Raw genomic sequence first — 15430 nt, 5'->3', positions numbered from 1 at the left:
CTTTTTGCGCGAGAACGACGGCGACACACCGGCGAGTCCGGAGTGTCGCCGTCGTTCTCGGTTTAAAACAGGTCAGCGGGGCCGGGGCCGCCGTCACGATCACCTCTTCATGCGGTTAATACCCTGCGTTGTGAACGCTCGCATTACGTTAGGAGAACGACCCATGGCCGCTTTGTTTGAACTGTTTTTGGACGAGGACGACTGCTTCAGGTTCCGGCTGGTCGCAGAGGATGGTGAGGTGATGCTCACTTCGGTGGCCTACGCGTACGAGGACGTCGCAATTGCCGGGATCTGGGCCATGCGGGAAGCAGCAGTCACCGGGAGCATCGTGGATCTCACCGGCTTGAAGCCCACAGCCTGAGGACTTTCGCCGGCATCGATCCGAGCCGGAATCGGCCAGAGCCCGCATCGATCCAGGCCAGTGAGCCTAACTCAGTTCCGATCCGCTCTGTTGCTCGTACGCGGTGCGCAGCCCCGCCTTGGCACGGATGAGCAACGCGGAGACCGCATTGGGTTCGAGGCCCAGGATCGGTGCTATGTTCCGTGGCTTCTCGCCCATGACCTCGGCGTGCCAGAGCACCGTCCGCCAGCGTTCCGGCAGGGAACGCATCGCAGCGGCGACGTGTTCCTGTTCGAACACAGTCAGGACCGTCTCGAGCCCCTGGTCCTCGACAGGTCCCGGATCCAGGACTTCGTCGGGTGCAGGTTGCTCACGAACACGTTTGTTCCAGAACGTCATAGCCACGGAACGGATTGCGGTGCTCAGATACGGGCCAAACACGTCCGTGGGCCCGTAGCCGTTCCTGATTGCGCCAACAGCCTTGGCGAACGCGTCATGAAGCACATCCTCGGCCTCCTGGGCGCCGGACATCAGACCCCGGATGAACCGCAGCCCCGGCTCGCGGTGCCGTTCATACAGCACCGCCATGGACTCTGCGTCCCCGGCCCGGACGCCGGCAATCAAATCCGATTCATCGCCCCGGGTACCGCCGGACGGCCCGTCGGCTGCTGCACGGCGCAGATGCCCGCCCCCCGGTGAAACGTGCTCCATTGTTTCCATGTGGTTGCCTGCCCTCGATGCCGAAAAGCGAGAACGCGCTGCAAGCGCCTCACCCCATTTACCGCGGGCGGGCCTGTTTCATGACGCGGAAACCGAAATTGTTGTGAAAGCGTTTGCAGGAGGTGGCAGATCCGGGTCTAGGGGCCCGGCCCGCAGTTGTCCGTCCCGCAGTTGTCCGTCACGGACTCCGGGCAGCACGGTTAGAACTCCGGGTGATTCCGCCGTTGCGGCGGGATCCTAATTACTGCGGGAGGATTCTTGTGATGCCGGACGGCCAGAAGACTTTGTCAACGCGTTCGATTGAGCTGCAGCGGGCTCGTCCGATATCTGAGCTGCGCCTGCCTTCGCGGGCAGTAAACGGCCTCGCCCGGCACGGCGTGAACAGCATCGGACAGCTCATTGCACGCTCGCGGCAGGATCTCAAGAACGAGATTCACGGCCTCGGGATCGGCAGCATCCGCGACATTGAGGAAGCCCTGAAGCGGGAAGGCCTAAGCCTCGCCACCGCCGGAAGAACTTCACGGTATAGCCGTCCACTCGGCCGGCATGCCAGGAATCACCACGCCTGGGTGGCTGGTCTGCCGATCTTGAAAGAGGCAGGCGGGGTTCAGTGAAGTATTGCCGATTTCCGCTGCCCGCACCGGCCCGCACCGGCCGCGTGTCCCGCCAGCACCCGCTAAACAATTGCCGGCTGGAAGATCGCGGCCGCCGATTCGTTTGCGGCTGGCAGCAGCGGCACTGCGGCGGGCCGTTCCTGCACGGGATCCGGGGGCCTGTCGGGAAGCCTGATCGCCGCTGACCGGTAAAATGGGGATCAATCAGCATACGCAGTAATTGGGGGGTATTCGGTATGTCGGAAAGACCTGACGGGCGGCTGACCCTATCTGTGGGCCGGCGGGAGTTCGAGCAATTGAACCGTGAGTGGGCTGACTACGTCGCCGCGGCCACTGCGGGATCAAGCCCGGTCGACCCGGTTCTCACCCTAAGGCGGACCGGCGGGGTCCTGCGTTCCCTGGACCTGTTGCTGGCTTCGATCGGCCGCGAGGACAGCCAGGCCCCAGCCGGGTCGGAGCGCCGCGAGTCCGAGCACAGCGGGTAGAGGCCGCTACCGTCACGCGCCGACTTGTTGATGTTTTTTATGACCAAAACGCCCCGAACCCTTCATTAGGTGATTATGTGAGCGCTACCACATTTCCGCGCCAGCAGGAATTCGTCGTCCGCCCGGAGTCACTATGCCCACCCTTTGCCGTCAATCACGTGTCGTTTCCGCGTGCCGGGCAGTGCTGTGAAGGCCGCCGCAACCCCGCCGGACGGCGCGTCCGCGGAGGCGGGAGCCGCCGCGGCGGAAGCTGAGGCGAGGCTCGTACAGGACTGCCGGGAAGGCAAGGCCGGGGCCGTTCTGGAATTGTTCAGAACGCATTGGGAACCGGCCTTGGCTTATGCCAACGTGCTGAGCAGATCGTCACATGATGCTGAGGATGTCGCCGCTACGGCATTCCTTAAGTCCCTCACCGCCATGCGACGCGGAAAAGGGCCAAACGGCCCGGTCAGACCATATCTCCTGAGGGCTGTCCGCACGGCGGCATGTGACCGCCATGCGTCCGCCGAACATCCGTCAGGGCGAATCGTCGAGCTGGCTGACGGCCAGAACACTGACGGGCTCCTCAACGGCTCCAAGGAACAGGACTTCGTCGCGGAGGCATTCGCGACTCTTCCCCTTCGCTGGCAAAGAGTCCTGTGGTATGTCGAGATTGAAGGACTGAAGCCGCGCGAGGCGGCGCCACTTCTCGACGTCGCCCCCAACGCACTCTCCGCCCTCCTCCGGCGTGCCCGCAAAGGACTTCGTGAGGCCTATCTCCTGGTGTTCCTGCGCGACTCCGAAAGCCGCGGCTGCGACTCCATGCTGCGGATGTTGGCCGAATCTGCCCTCGACCGCACCACGGCGGCAGGCCAGGCCAAAGTCGACGGACACGTCCGCACGTGCCGGAACTGCCGCGTGGCACTCCGGGGTTTGCATGGTGTCCGTTCCAGAATGCATGCTTTCCTGAACCCGGGACTCCTGCCGGCGGCGCTCTCGCCACTCACCGCTGTCCGGATCCTCGAAATCCTGTCATCGTCGCCCCGCTGCCCTCTGGGCCACATCGCGGAAACCATCAATGAATCTGCGGACGTTGCACGTTCACTCTTCCAAGGGCTGAAAACAATTGGCGCATCGGCGGCGGTCGTTGTCCTCATGATCCTGCCGGCAGCCCCGAACGCTGCAACACCCGATCGGGAACCTCCTGCCCTTCAAGGTGGTTGCGGCCCTTACGGAACATCCGTCGGTTGCGTGCATCGTGCAGCCACCGCCCCCGATTACCTCCAGCTGCGGGCAGTGACCCGATCATCCCAATAGCGCCCTTGCAGCTATGGCGCCAGGTTGCCCTGACCGTCTTTTCGGCTAGCCCGCCGCGTAGGTTCTGGCCTCACGCTGAATGAGCCGGGTGAGCTTTTCGACCCGTTCAGACATGTACGTACCGACCTGGAGCCGGTCGCCGGGCCAGCTGGAGGCCTCCCAGGAGTCTTCCAGGGCTTTGGCCAGGGCACGGGACAGGGAGTACACCTTCCACGAGTGCTTCAGGTAGTGGAGGGCCCGCCTCCGGTACTCGGGGCTTTGCCTCAACAGCTGGACGGCGGCGCGCGCCAGGGCTTCGCCCAGCAGCTTTTCGCCGGCTTGAATATTTTCCATGCGGACCTTCACCATCCCCAGTGCGCGGACAAGATCTTCCTTGAACTGTTCCCTTCGAGTGTCGCGAAAGTAGCTCAGCATCGGCTCAAGCCAATGCAAGGGTTGGCTCAAGACCCGGCCGCGGGTCCACTATGGCATCACGGTGTAGCTAGGCGTAGCGTCATTCACACAGGCAAAAGGGCGGAGTTGCTGGATTGTGGCCGGGCCACGTTTGCAGCCGGGCGCCGCCTCAATGGAGTCAATCCACTGAAGGAGTTGGCGATGGCGGGATGGAACGCGGATACAGCTGCCGGACCATTGGGGTCCGGAACGGTCACGCTGGTGGAAGGTTCATCATTCTGTATCTCTTCGGCCAACGGGGACGTCCATCCGGAACACCCGCACGGGGTCTTCCATGAGGACACCCGGATCCTTTCCCGCTGGAACCTGACCGTCAACGGCCAGTCCGTCGAGCCGCTGGCGGCGGAAACGAAGGAACCGTACCGTGCATTGTTCGCAGGCCGTGTGCCCCGTTCGGACGGGTACGCGGACAGCCCACTGATCGTGGAGAGGCTGCGGGAAGTCGGTGCGGGAATCCTGGAAGAGATCACCATCAGGAACTACTCGTCCGACGCCGCAGAGTGCGTGGTGGAGCTGAGTGTTGAAGCGGATTTCGCGGACCTCTTCGAGGTCAAGGAAGCCCGGATCCAGCGGCACTGGAAAGAAAGCCGCGAGCCTGACGGTGACACGCTGACCATCCGGGCCGCCTGGGAGGATGTCCGAAAGGCAGTCGTCGTCAACGCAGGTGGCGCGGACATCGAAGCGGAGGCCCTGACCTACCGGACGGTTATCCCGGCGCATGGAGAGTGGAAAACCCGGGTCAGCGTGGTGCCCAGGTTCGACGGTAGCGGCCCCGCGACGCCGTTCGCCCACCCCGCTGCCGGGGAAATGTCCCCCCGTGACCTCCGCCGGCAGGCCTGGGTGTCCAAGATTCCTGCACTGCACATGGGCAACCGCTCGATCGAACGGACCATCCGCCGCAGCTACGACGACCTGGGCGCCCTCCGGATTGAGGATCCGCACCACCCGGACCGGATCGTCGTGGCCGCCGGCGCCCCCTGGTTCATGACGCTGTTCGGACGCGACTCACTGATTTCCTCCATCATGTCGATGACTGTGGACCCGTCACTCGCGCTGGGCACCGTGCAGACGCTGGCCGACCGTCAGGGCAGCAGGGTGGACCTGATGAGCGAGGAGGAGCCCGGCAAGATCCTCCACGAAGTCAGGCTCGACGTCTCCAGCGGGCTGGCACTGGGCGGAAAATCCGCGTACTACGGTAGCGTCGACGCCACGCCGCTGTTCCTGATAGTCCTCGGCGAGGTGGGCCGCTGGGGTTTTGCCGCGGAGACCATCGCCGCCCTGCTACCCCATGCGGACCGGGCGATGGAGTGGATCCGTACATACGGGGACCGCGACGGCGACGGGTTCGTCGAATATGCGCGCCTCAACGAAAGGGGCCTGATCAACCAGGGTTGGAAGGATTCGTGGGACGGCGTCAATTTCGCCGACGGCCGCATGGCCGAGGGGCCGATCGCGCTGTGCGAGGTGCAGGGGTATGTCTATGGCGCGTACATGGCGAGGTCGTGGATGGCGTACGACGCCGGCGACGATGCTCTGGCCTCTGACCTCCGGGACCGCGCGGCACGACTGAAGAAACAGTTCAACGAACAGTTCTGGATGCCCGAGCGCGGTTACTATGCCATCGCGCTGGACGGCAACAAGCGTCAGGTCGATGCGTGCGCGTCCAACATGGGCCATTGCCTGTGGAACGGCATCATCGACGAGGACAAGGCGCCGATGGTGGTGGAACGGCTGATGTCCCCGGAAATGTTCAGCGGCTGGGGAGTGCGGACCCTGGCAACCGATATGGGCGCCTATAACCCCGCCAGCTACCACAACGGCTCCGTCTGGCCGCACGACAATGCGATCATCCAGGCCGGCCTCCTCCGCTACGGGTTCGTGGCGGAGGCGCAGCGGATTTCCACGGCCCTGCTGGACGCGGCCGAGTATTCGGAGGGGCGACTGCCCGAACTGTTCTGCGGCTTCGACCGGCAGCACTTCACCGCTCCCGTGCCCTACCCCACCGCGTGCTCGCCCCAGGCATGGGCGGCCACCACGCCGATCTATCTCGTAACGAACCTGATGCGCTACAACCCCCACGTCTCCGAGGGCGGGCTGTGGATGGACCCCGTGCTGCCGGAATCCTACGGGGACCTCCACATCACCAACGCGCCCATGGCCGGCGGCCGCATCACCATCGACGTTTCCGGCTCCGAAGCGACCATCCAGGGATTGCCCGAGGGCATGGTCCTCCACCACGGAACCCGCCCTTGGATGTCCGACCTGGTGCAGAGGGCCAGGATGCCCAAGAAGGACTAGGGACTGTGCGCGGCGTCCGCGATTACCGCGGCTACGGCGCCGCCGCTTCTGCGGAGCCCTCAGCCTCGTGCGGCACGAAGCGGACGAACATGGCCTTGAACCCGGGGGTGTTGGATTCGCGGGCGACGTTTTCCTTGTGGACCAGGGCGTTGGCTTCGGGGAAGTACGCCGCGGCGCAGCCCTTCGCCGTCGGGTAGGCCACCAGCCGGAACTTGTCCGCCTGCCGGTCGATCCCGCGGAAGGTGCTCACCACGTCCACCAGGTCCCGGTCCTGGAAGCCGAGTTCGGTCAGGTCCTCGGGGTGGACCAGGATCACCCGGCGGCCGCCCGAGATCCCGCGGTACCGGTCATCCAGGCCGTAGAAGGTGGTGTTGTACTGGTCATGGCTGCGCATCGTTTGGAGCACCAGGTGGCCGTCCGGCGGAGTCAGGTATTCCAGCGGGCTGACCGTGAAGCGTCCCCGCCCGATGTCCGTTTTGAAGGACCGGGTATCGCGCGGCGGGTTGGGCAGCACAAAGCCGTTCTTCGTCCGGACCCGGGCGTTGAAGTCCTGGAAACCCGGGATGACGCGGGAGATGTGGTCCCGGACCACGTCATAGTCCGCGGCCATGGCCTTCCAGTTGACCGGATGGTCCTCGCCGAAGGTGGCATCTGCCATCCGGGCGATGATTACAGGTTCGGCGAGGAGGTGCTCGGAGACCGGCTGGAGCCTGCCCTGGGTGGAGTGGACCACGGACATGGAATCCTCCACGGACAGGAACTGGGCCCCGCCCGGGTGCTTGTCATCCTTGTCCGTCCGGCCCAGCGTGGGCAGGATGAGCGAGGTGCGCCCGTGCACCACGTGGGAACGGTTCGGCTTGGTGGACACGTGCACCGTCAAGCCGATCCGCTGCATCCCGGCCTCCAGCATCTCCGTGTCGGAGCAGGCCAGCGAGAAGTTGCCGCCCATCGACACAAAGACGTCCACGTCGTCCCGTTCGAAGGCCTCCATGGCCTCCACGGCGTCAACACCGTGGCCGCGCGGGGACTGGATTCCAAACTCCTCGTCGAGGGCCTCCAGGAGCCATTCCTTAGGCTTCTCCCAGATGCCCATGGTCCGGTCGCCCTGGACGTTGGAGTGCCCGCGGACCGGGCAGGCCCCGGCCCCGGGTTTGCCGAAGTTGCCCTGCAGGAGCAGGACGTTGACCATTTCCTTGATGGTGTCCACCGAGTGCGGCTGCTGCGTCACGCCCAGGGCCCAGCAGAAGATCGTGGCCTTGGACCGGATCAGCATCCCGGCCACGTCCTCGATCTGCGTCCGGGCCAGGCCGGTGGCCTTCTCGATTTCGTCCCAGTCCAGCACCTTGCGGGCGTCACGGTACGCGTCGAAGCCGTCGGTCTGCGCATCGATGAAGGAGCGGTCGACGACGGTGCCGGGGTTCCGTTCCTCCTCCGCCAGGAGCAGGTGGCCGAGGGCCTGGAACAGTGCCAGGTCACCTCCCACCTTGATCTGCAGGTACTCGTCGGCCAGCGGCGTGCCGCCGCCCACCACACCCGAAACGGTCTGCGGGTCCCTGAAGTTGAACAGTCCGGCCTCGGGCAGCGGGTTCACCGCCACGACTTTGCCACCCTTGTCCTTGCATTCCTTCAGCGCCGAGAGCATCCGGGGATGGTTCGTGCCGGGGTTCTGGCCGACCACAAAGATCAGCTCGGAGTCGTGGATATCGTCCAGCGAGACGGTGCCCTTGCCGATGCCGATGGTCGGATTCAGCGCCGAACCGGAGGATTCATGGCACATGTTCGAACAGTCCGGCAGGTTGTTGGTGCCCAGTGCCCGGGCGAACAGCTGATACATAAATGCCGTCTCGTTGGCTGTGCGCCCGGAGGTGTAGAAGACGCAACGGTCCGGCGTGGAGGCCCGCATGTGCTCGCCGATGAGTTCGAACGCGTCCGCCCAGGAAATCGGCGAATAGTGCGTCTCGCCTTCGCGGATCACCACCGGCTCGCTGAGCCTGCCCTGGTTGCCCAGCCAGTATTCGGTCTTCCCCCTCAGCTCCGCGATGGAGTGCTTCGCCCAGAACTCCGCCCCGACCGTGCGCAGGGTGTTCTCCTCCGCCACCGCCTTGGCGCCGTTCTCGCAGAACTCGGCCGTCTTGCGCTTCTTGTCCGATTCGGGCCACGCGCAACCCGGGCAGTCGAAGCCGCCGCGCTGGTTCAGGCGCAGCAGCGACTGAGCCGTCCGGGACACCCCGGCCTGGGCCACAGCGCGCTCCAGCGCCACCATCACCGCCTTCACGCCCGCCGCCTGCGTCTTCGGCTTATGGACTTCCAGCTCATCCTCGTTGATATCCGCGACGGGGGCGGGCTGCTTACCGAACTTCAGGGGCACGCCTTTCATTGGCTGACCCTGGCCAGCGTCTCCCGCTCCGCCCCGATAGTGGTGCCGTCGCCGTGGCCGGTGCGCACCACTGTCCGTGCGGGCAGTGTCAGCAGCCGTTCGCGGATGGAGGTGAGGATGGTCGGGTAGTCGCTGTAGGACCGGCCGGTGGCGCCCGGTCCGCCGTTGAACAGTGTGTCCCCGGTGAAGACCGTGCCTTCCTCCTCGAGGTGGAAACAGGTGGACCCCGGCGAGTGGCCCGGCGTGTGGATCGCCCGAAGGGTCGCCCCGGCCACCTGGAACACGTCACCGTCGGCCAGGTAATGGTCCGGCTTGGCATCCGGATAGACCTGCTCCCAGAGCATCAGGTCGTCAGGGTGCAGGTAGACCGGCGCGTTCACGGCTTCCGCCACGGCACGCGCGGCGCCGATGTGGTCGTTGTGCGCGTGCGTGAGCAGGATGGCCAGGACTTTCCGGCCACGGACCTGATTGATGATCGCCGCTGCATCATGCGGGGAATCGATGATGACGCATTCTTCCTCGTTCCCCACGATCCAGACGTTGTTGTCCACGTCCCAGGTGCCGCCGTCGAGCGAAAACGTCCCCGAGGTGACCAGGTTTTCGATGGTGACGCTCATGCGGACACCGCCGTGACGGCCTCAGCGGACGTGACAGTCCCGGCAGCCGGGCGGATCTCCACGACGGACCGCAGCACCTTGCCCTCGTGCATCTTGCCGAAGGCCTCTTCCACCTGGTCGATGGTGATGCGCTCGGTGACGAACGCGTCCAGGTCCAGGTTGCCCAGCTTGTACTGCGCCACCAGCATCGGGAAGTCCCGGGACGGCAGGCAGTCGCCGTACCAGGAGGACTTCAGCGACCCGCCGCGGCCAAAAACGTCCAGCAGGGGCAGCTCGAGCATCATGTCCGGCGTCGGCACACCCACCAGCACCACGCGCCCGGCGAGGTCCCGGGCGTAGAACGCCTGCTTGTACGTTTCGGGGCGTCCCACTGCCTCGATCACGACGTCGGCGCCGTTGCCGCCGGTCAGCGCCCGGATGGCCTCGATCGGGTCTTCCTTGCTGGAATCCACCCCGTGGGTGGCACCGAGCGACTTCGCCATTTCGATCTTGTTGGCGTCGATGTCCACGGCGATGATCGTGGTGGCGCCGGCCAGCTTGGCGCCGGCGATGGCGGCGATGCCCACACCGCCGCAGCCGATCACGGCCACCGATTCGCCGCGCTTGACCTCACCGGTGTTGATGGCGGCGCCGATGCCTGCCATCACTCCGCAACCGAGCAGCCCGACGGCGGCGGGATCGGCGTCCTCGTCAACCTTGGTGCACTGCCCGGCGGCGACGAGGGTCTTCTCGGCGAAGGCGCCGATGCCCAGCGCCGGCGAGAGCTCCGTACCGTCCTCGAGCGTCATCTTCTGCGTGGCGTTGTGTGTGTTGAAGCAGTACTGCGGCTGGCCCTTGGCGCAGGCACGGCACTCCCCGCATACAGCGCGCCAGTTCAGGATCACGCGGTCCCCCGGAGCCACGTCGGTGACGTCCGGTCCGACAGCGCTGACCACGCCGGTGGCCTCATGACCCAGCAGGATGGGGAAATCGTCAGTGATTCCGCCCTGCTTATAGTGCAGGTCCGTGTGGCAGACACCGCAAGTGAGAATGTCCACCAGGGCCTCACCGGGCCCGGGATCCGGCACCAGGATTGTCTCAACCGAGACCGGCGCGTTCTTTTCCTTGGCAATGACAGCCTTTACTTTGTGAACCATGATTCCTGTGTTCCTTTCCTGAGCCCCGCGGGACTCTTTGGCAACGGCACCCGTTGCCAATCTAGCTGACTCCCTGCGGATCCAAATCCTCTTCCAGCCGCTGGTTGCTGCTGTCCGCGGTCTTGACAGCCTCAACCCGGCCCGGCCGATGCTCGGAAGCATTCGGCGGAGACGCAACCCTTCGCCGAATTGCGCATTACACAACATGATGCACATAGCGCGTACTTGAAAATATGTCAGGCGTCACACAGGAGTGTCAATAGATCGCCCGAACGCTGCCTCACGGCGCCACGGCCGGCTATCACTCCGGGAACAATTAATGCAACAAAGTCGCTTCAGACGCAACATACGCCAACGAACTCCAAGCCACACCCTGCCTTATCGCGCGCACTCTCTTGATAATTCCAGAGCCAATAAGTATTGACTGTGTCGCACATCACGCATAATCTGGTGCAACAGCGTTGCGCTGAATGCAACCATTAACACTTGGTGGACACATGAGTAACGAAACTTCCTCTCCCGCTCTTGCGGGAGGCCCGGGCGCGGAGCAGGCTGGCGAGCATGAACGCCACGAAGACCGCCGCACCGGCCGTAGTACGTTGAGCGGCCAGAATTTCCAACCTGCTGACAACGGCGTCAGCAAGGACACGCGCCGCAGAGTGATCGCGGCAAGCTTCATCGGCAACTTCGTCGAATGGTTCGACTACGCCGTTTACGGCTACCTGGCTGTCACGATCGCGACGGTCTTCTTCCCTGAATCAAATCCCCAGACGGGGCTTCTGCTGACTTTCGCCCTGTTCGCGATTTCCTTCCTCGTGCGCCCGCTCGGAGGGTTCGTCTGGGGCCATATCGGTGACAGAGTGGGCCGGCGGACCGCCCTCTCCCTATCGATCCTGATCATGTCCGGAGCGACGTTCTGCATAGCCCTCATTCCGGGCTACAGCACCATCGGTATCTGGGCTCCGATCCTGCTCCTGATCATCAGGGTGGTACAGGGCTTCTCAGCCTCGGGCGAGTACGCCGGAGCATCAGCCTTCCTGGTCGAATACGCCCCCGCCAACAAACGGGGCGTATACGCCGCGGTAGTTCCTGCGAGCACCGCAGCAGGCTTGCTCCTTGGTTCCCTACTGGCTGGCCTGCTGACAGTCCTGCTCAGTTCCGACGCGATGCAAAGCTGGGGTTGGCGCCTGCCGTTCCTGCTGGCTGCCCCGATGGGACTGATCGGACGTTACATCCGCACCAAGCTGGAAGACACTCCGGTGTTCCGCGAATTGGCAGCGGAGGACGAGGCGGTCAAGGCACCCGTTTCAAGCCTGTTCCGGAACCACTGGCGGCAGCTGCTGCAGGCCGTCGGAGCTGTGCTGCTGAACGCCGTCGGCTTCTATGTGATCCTCAGCTACATGCCCACCTATCTGTCTTCAGAGCTGGGCCTCGGGGAGACTGAATCATTCCTGGCCACCACAATCGCGTTGCTCACTTACATCGGATTCATCTTCCTGACGGGGATGCTCTCGGACCGTTACGGACGCAAGAAGGTGCTCATCACCGCCTCCGTGAGCTTCATCCTGCTCACCGTGCCCGCGTTTGCACTGCTGGGAACCGGGAATTTCCTGGTCATCGTCCTGGTCCAGATCCTGTTGGGCGCCATGCTCACGCTCAACGACGGGACCCTCCCCAGCTTCCTTGCCGAAATGTTCCCCACCCGTGTCCGCTACAGCGGCTTCGCGGTCAGCTTCAACCTCTCCAACGCCCTTTTCGGCGGCACGGCCCCGTTCATGGCAACGCTGCTGATCGCCGCCACCGCCAGCGATCTGGCGCCGGCCTGGTACCTCGTCGCTGCGGCGGTCATCTCCCTGATCGCCGTCGCGCTCTCCAAGGAAACCTGCAAAGAACCGCTGCGCCACGAATAAAGACTTCCTTCCACGTCAAGTAACAGCACCACAGAAAGGCACCACCATCATGACCACCACAGCATCCGAGAACGCAACGTCCGTCGCCGCACTGGAGCGACTCAAAGTCCTGAAGAACGGCGAGAAGGTCAAGCTAACATTCTCCGATACCGAGTTCGAGCGCCGCCTCGCCGGGCTGCGCCGGATCATGGCAGAGAAGGACCTGGACGCCGTCGTCCTGACCAGCTACCACTCGATCAAGTACTACTCCGACTTCCTTTTCACGACCTTCGGCCGCTCCTACGCCATGGTGGTGACCAAGGACGACACCGTCACCGTCACGGCAAACATTGACGCCGGGATGCCGTGGCGCCGCAGCTTCGGCGACAACATTGTCTACACGGACTGGCGCCGGGACAACTACATCTTCGCCATCCAGGAAGTCCTGCGCACCCGCGGCATCAACGCCCGCCGGATCGGCGTCGAGGACGACTCGCTGCCGCTGGACAACCGCAACAAGATCCAGGCCGCCTTCGCCGGCGCAACGCTGGTGGATGTCGCCCAGGCCGCCATGCGCCAGCGGATGATCAAGTCCGCCGAGGAGATCGAGGTCATCAAGCACGGGGCGCGGATCGGCGACCTCGGCGGCGAGGCCATCCGCAACGCCATCACCGCGGGGATCACCGAGTACGAGGTCGCCCTGATCGGCACCGAGGCCATGGTCCACGAGATCGCCCGGACCTTCCCGGATTCCGAGATCCGGGACACCTGGGTCTGGTTCCAGTCCGGCATCAACACGGACGGCGCACACAACTGGGCCACCACCCGCAAGATCCAGGAACACGACATCCTGTCACTGAACTGCTTCCCCATGACCTCGGGCTACTACACGGCCCTGGAACGCACCCTGTTCTACGGAGAACCGGATGCCCGTTCCCTGGAACTCTGGAACATCAACGTGGAGGTCCACAAACGCGGTCTCGAACTCATCAAGCCCGGCGCCGTCTGCAAGGACATCGCTGCCGAATTGAACGAGATCTACGTCGGACACGGCCTCTTGGCCAACCGCACCTTCGGCTACGGGCACTCCTTCGGCGTCCTCAGCCACTACTACGGCCGCGAAGCCGGGCTGGAGCTCCGCGAGGACATCGACACCGTCCTTGAGCCCGGCATGGTGGTTTCGATGGAACCGATGATCACGGTCCTGGACGGCCAGCCCGGTGCCGGCGGCTACCGCGAGCACGACATCCTGGTTGTCGGCGAGGACGGCGCGGAGAACATCACCAAGTTCCCGTTCGGTCCGGAATACAACATCATCGGGGCATAACGGCACCACAACCTGCCCCTGCCGGAAAGCGGCGCCACGTCCTGCGTGGCGCCGCTTTCCGGCTCACATACGGAATGATGGTGGACACCATGACCTCTGCAGAAGCTCCCGAAACCAACAGCAACGGCGACGCCAAGGGCACGTCCGTCATCGTCAACGCCATCGCAGTACTGCGAAGCTTTACCGCGGACGAGCCACTGCTCGGCGTCACGGAGATCGCCAACCGCGTCGGCTTGCACAAAAGCACCGTTTCCCGCATCCTGGCAACGTTCGAGCAGGAACACCTGGTGGAGCGCGATGCGGAGACCCGCAGGTTCCGCCTGGGCCTGGGCCTCATCGCCGTCGCCGGCCCGCTGCTGGCCGAACTCGAAGAGCGCCGCGTGGCCTACCCCGTCCTGCGCGAACTCACCGAGCAGACCGGCGAAACCAGCGCCCTCATGGTGTGGAACGGGTCCGAATCGATGTGCGTCGAACAGATCGCCAGCCATCACCAGATCAAGCACACCACCCCGCTGGGCGCCCGGTACAAGGACGCGCTCAGCGCCTCCGTCCAGGTCTTCCTCGCCGCGGAACCCGCCGAACGCGTACGCGTACTGCTCAAGAGCGGCGAAATTTCCTACCCGGGCCTGGACGACACCAGCCTCGAGGCCTACCTGATCCGGCTGGGCGACGTCGCCCGGCGCGGCTGGGCCACCAATTACGGCGAATCCTCACTGGACGAAGTGGGCCTGGCGGCCCCCGTTTTCGATCACCGCGGCGACATCGTGGCGGCGGTCCTCATCCCTGCGCCGCGCTTCCGGGTATCCCCGGACACACTGCAGCGCCTCGGGGAGTCCTGCAAGGCAGCCGCGGACCGCGTCACGGCCCGCCTCGGCGGGGCATCCCCCGGCCCCGCCTGAGCCAGGCCCCCGCGACGCTCTCTCACCTCCTGCCGTTTTTTCGGCGACGCTCTCTCACCTCCTGCCGTTTTTTCGGCGACGCTCTCTCACCTGCTGCCAAACCCGGTAGGTCAGACTGTTCCCGCCACGACGATTGCCGTCGACGCAAGCCGGATGGCGCCGTCGCGCTCTAATCCTCTGGCCTGTTCCAGGACCTGTGTCCGGATGCGTTCACGGGTGTCGGCGTCCGCCCGGGCAAGACCGGCGACAACGGGAGCTGCGATGTCCATCATGAATTCCCAGTAGCGCTCCGGCGTTTCGTGGACCATCTCACTCGTAACGATCTCCTCGGCGATGTTGGTAAGTCCGCCGTCGGAAAATGCCTTTGTCATGAAGCCCGGGGCGGCACAGCGAAACAGTCCGGGAGCATCCGGCGTACTGGTAGGAAGCTCCACATGCCTGCCGATCGTGCCCATGATTGTGGTTGCCCAGGCGTTCTTTGCCGGCTCGCTCCAGACTGCGGCAGAGATCCGCGCTCCGGGTTTGGCTGACCGGGCAAATTCCCCGATGGCCGCCGGGATGTCAGGGAAAAACATAAAACCGAACCGGCACAGAACGGCGTCGAAGGTATCGTCGCTGAACGGGAGCGAGCCGGCATCACTAATGGCTGTCCGGACATTGGTGAGGCCCCGGGCGGAGGCCTTCTCGGCAGCCGCGCGAAGCATGTTTTCCGACAAATCCGTAACAGTAACGCTTCCCGCGGGCACCATCGCCGCCGCGGTCAGGCCGGGTTCGCCGGTTCCCGCGGCCACATCCAGCACACGCGAATCCGGTTTCAGGCCCGCGTGGTCGATCATGGACGCGCCGAAAGGAGCCAGCCACTGCACGACGTCGTCGTCCCATTTCTTCCATCCGGCCGAAAACTTGTCCCAGGTATCACGCTGCTGGTCCCGGACTTGCTCTGAATCAGTTGGCATCGCTGTTCCTATGCTCGTGGGTA

General features: G+C 64.4%; 14 protein-coding genes. 8 read left to right on the top strand and 6 right to left on the bottom strand.

The window, feature by feature from the left end; all coding sequences use genetic code 11:
* Window positions 1-163: 163 nt before the first annotated feature.
* Complete coding sequence (locus tag AC1DRE_RS17030) at window positions 164-361, top strand: YegP family protein (RefSeq protein WP_476985699.1); 198 nt, start codon at window positions 164-166, stop codon at window positions 359-361.
* Window positions 362-427: 66 nt separating this feature from the next.
* Here the strand turns inward: AC1DRE_RS17030 and AC1DRE_RS17025 are convergent, their stop codons facing one another.
* Entirely contained in the window at window positions 428-1060 is a 633-nt protein-coding gene (locus AC1DRE_RS17025) for an RNA polymerase sigma factor (protein WP_476985698.1), read from the bottom strand.
* Window positions 1061-1323: 263 nt separating this feature from the next.
* Between AC1DRE_RS17025 and AC1DRE_RS17020 the strand changes: the two genes are divergently transcribed.
* The 3 genes from AC1DRE_RS17020 to AC1DRE_RS17010 all read left to right on the top strand — a co-directional run bounded on the left by AC1DRE_RS17020 (window position 1324) and on the right by AC1DRE_RS17010 (window position 3455).
* Window positions 1324-1674, top strand: coding sequence for a DNA-directed RNA polymerase subunit alpha C-terminal domain-containing protein (locus AC1DRE_RS17020; RefSeq protein ID WP_476985697.1), 351 nt, complete (start codon window positions 1324-1326; stop codon window positions 1672-1674).
* Between the two features lie 236 nt (window positions 1675-1910).
* Window positions 1911-2159: a hypothetical protein gene (locus AC1DRE_RS17015; RefSeq protein ID WP_476985696.1), complete on the top strand. Its 249-nt coding sequence runs from the start codon at window positions 1911-1913 to the stop codon at window positions 2157-2159.
* 171 nt (window positions 2160-2330) lie between these two features.
* Window positions 2331-3455 (top strand): sigma factor, encoded by a 1125-nt coding sequence (locus AC1DRE_RS17010; RefSeq protein ID WP_476985695.1) that lies wholly within the window; start codon window positions 2331-2333, stop codon window positions 3453-3455.
* A gap of 45 nt (window positions 3456-3500) precedes the next feature.
* On the opposite strand, the gene AC1DRE_RS17005 is transcribed toward AC1DRE_RS17010, so the two are convergent.
* On the bottom strand, window positions 3501-3788 hold the full coding sequence (locus AC1DRE_RS17005) for a hypothetical protein (protein WP_476985694.1): 288 nt from the start codon (window positions 3786-3788) through the stop codon (window positions 3501-3503).
* A 261-nt stretch (window positions 3789-4049) separates the two neighbouring features.
* On the opposite strand from AC1DRE_RS17005, the gene AC1DRE_RS17000 reads away from it, so the two are divergent.
* Window positions 4050-6206, top strand: a complete 2157-nt coding sequence (locus AC1DRE_RS17000) for an amylo-alpha-1,6-glucosidase (protein ID WP_476985693.1) — start codon at window positions 4050-4052, stop codon at window positions 6204-6206.
* Window positions 6207-6237: 31 nt separating this feature from the next.
* On the opposite strand, the gene AC1DRE_RS16995 is transcribed toward AC1DRE_RS17000, so the two are convergent.
* Genes AC1DRE_RS16995 through AC1DRE_RS16985 form a run of 3 tightly spaced genes read right to left on the bottom strand, consistent with a single transcriptional unit; the run spans window position 6238 to window position 10336 of the window.
* Window positions 6238-8583: an FdhF/YdeP family oxidoreductase gene (locus tag AC1DRE_RS16995; RefSeq protein WP_476985692.1), complete on the bottom strand. Its 2346-nt coding sequence runs from the start codon at window positions 8581-8583 to the stop codon at window positions 6238-6240.
* The gene (locus AC1DRE_RS16990; protein ID WP_476985691.1) at window positions 8580-9200 is read right to left on the bottom strand and encodes an MBL fold metallo-hydrolase; all 621 of its coding nucleotides are present in this window, start codon (window positions 9198-9200) and stop codon (window positions 8580-8582) included. The genes AC1DRE_RS16995 and AC1DRE_RS16990 overlap by 4 nt, the downstream gene beginning before the upstream one ends.
* Complete coding sequence (locus tag AC1DRE_RS16985) at window positions 9197-10336, bottom strand: S-(hydroxymethyl)mycothiol dehydrogenase (RefSeq protein WP_476985690.1); 1140 nt, start codon at window positions 10334-10336, stop codon at window positions 9197-9199. Before AC1DRE_RS16985 ends, AC1DRE_RS16990 begins: the two co-directional genes overlap by 4 nt.
* A gap of 497 nt (window positions 10337-10833) precedes the next feature.
* Between AC1DRE_RS16985 and AC1DRE_RS16980 the strand changes: the two genes are divergently transcribed.
* The 3 genes from AC1DRE_RS16980 (at window position 10834) to AC1DRE_RS16970 (ending at window position 14451) form a co-directional block, all read left to right on the top strand.
* Complete coding sequence (locus AC1DRE_RS16980) at window positions 10834-12246, top strand: MFS transporter (protein WP_476985689.1); 1413 nt, start codon at window positions 10834-10836, stop codon at window positions 12244-12246.
* A 49-nt stretch (window positions 12247-12295) separates the two neighbouring features.
* Window positions 12296-13552 (top strand): aminopeptidase P family protein, encoded by a 1257-nt coding sequence (locus AC1DRE_RS16975; protein WP_476985688.1) that lies wholly within the window; start codon window positions 12296-12298, stop codon window positions 13550-13552.
* Between the two features lie 89 nt (window positions 13553-13641).
* The gene (locus AC1DRE_RS16970; RefSeq protein ID WP_476985687.1) at window positions 13642-14451 is read left to right on the top strand and encodes an IclR family transcriptional regulator; all 810 of its coding nucleotides are present in this window, start codon (window positions 13642-13644) and stop codon (window positions 14449-14451) included.
* 110 nt (window positions 14452-14561) lie between these two features.
* On the opposite strand, the gene AC1DRE_RS16965 is transcribed toward AC1DRE_RS16970, so the two are convergent.
* The gene (locus tag AC1DRE_RS16965) at window positions 14562-15407 is read right to left on the bottom strand and encodes a class I SAM-dependent methyltransferase (RefSeq protein ID WP_476985686.1); all 846 of its coding nucleotides are present in this window, start codon (window positions 15405-15407) and stop codon (window positions 14562-14564) included.
* Window positions 15408-15430: the final 23 nt, after the last annotated feature.

The sequence above is a fragment of the Arthrobacter sp. P4_H3 genome (genome assembly GCF_056400885.1).
This window is presented reverse-complemented; position numbering and strand designations above follow the sequence as displayed.

What these genes read in the sequence shown, in the direction of transcription:
- AC1DRE_RS17030 (WP_476985699.1), top strand. Translation starts at nt 164, where the DNA reads ATGGCCGCTTTGTTTGAACTGTTTTTGGACGAGGACGACTGCTTCAGG.
- AC1DRE_RS17025 (WP_476985698.1), bottom strand. Translation starts at nt 1,060, where the DNA reads ATGGAAACAATGGAGCACGTTTCACCGGGGGGCGGGCATCTGCGCCGT.
- AC1DRE_RS17020 (WP_476985697.1), top strand. Translation starts at nt 1,324, where the DNA reads ATGCCGGACGGCCAGAAGACTTTGTCAACGCGTTCGATTGAGCTGCAG.
- AC1DRE_RS17015 (WP_476985696.1), top strand. Translation starts at nt 1,911, where the DNA reads ATGTCGGAAAGACCTGACGGGCGGCTGACCCTATCTGTGGGCCGGCGG.
- AC1DRE_RS17005 (WP_476985694.1), bottom strand. Translation starts at nt 3,788, where the DNA reads ATGGAAAATATTCAAGCCGGCGAAAAGCTGCTGGGCGAAGCCCTGGCG.
- AC1DRE_RS17000 (WP_476985693.1), top strand. Translation starts at nt 4,050, where the DNA reads ATGGCGGGATGGAACGCGGATACAGCTGCCGGACCATTGGGGTCCGGA.
- AC1DRE_RS16995 (WP_476985692.1), bottom strand. Translation starts at nt 8,583, where the DNA reads ATGAAAGGCGTGCCCCTGAAGTTCGGTAAGCAGCCCGCCCCCGTCGCG.
- AC1DRE_RS16990 (WP_476985691.1), bottom strand. Translation starts at nt 9,200, where the DNA reads ATGAGCGTCACCATCGAAAACCTGGTCACCTCGGGGACGTTTTCGCTC.
- AC1DRE_RS16985 (WP_476985690.1), bottom strand. Translation starts at nt 10,336, where the DNA reads ATGGTTCACAAAGTAAAGGCTGTCATTGCCAAGGAAAAGAACGCGCCG.
- AC1DRE_RS16980 (WP_476985689.1), top strand. Translation starts at nt 10,834, where the DNA reads ATGAGTAACGAAACTTCCTCTCCCGCTCTTGCGGGAGGCCCGGGCGCG.
- AC1DRE_RS16975 (WP_476985688.1), top strand. Translation starts at nt 12,296, where the DNA reads ATGACCACCACAGCATCCGAGAACGCAACGTCCGTCGCCGCACTGGAG.
- AC1DRE_RS16970 (WP_476985687.1), top strand. Translation starts at nt 13,642, where the DNA reads ATGACCTCTGCAGAAGCTCCCGAAACCAACAGCAACGGCGACGCCAAG.
- AC1DRE_RS16965 (WP_476985686.1), bottom strand. Translation starts at nt 15,407, where the DNA reads ATGCCAACTGATTCAGAGCAAGTCCGGGACCAGCAGCGTGATACCTGG.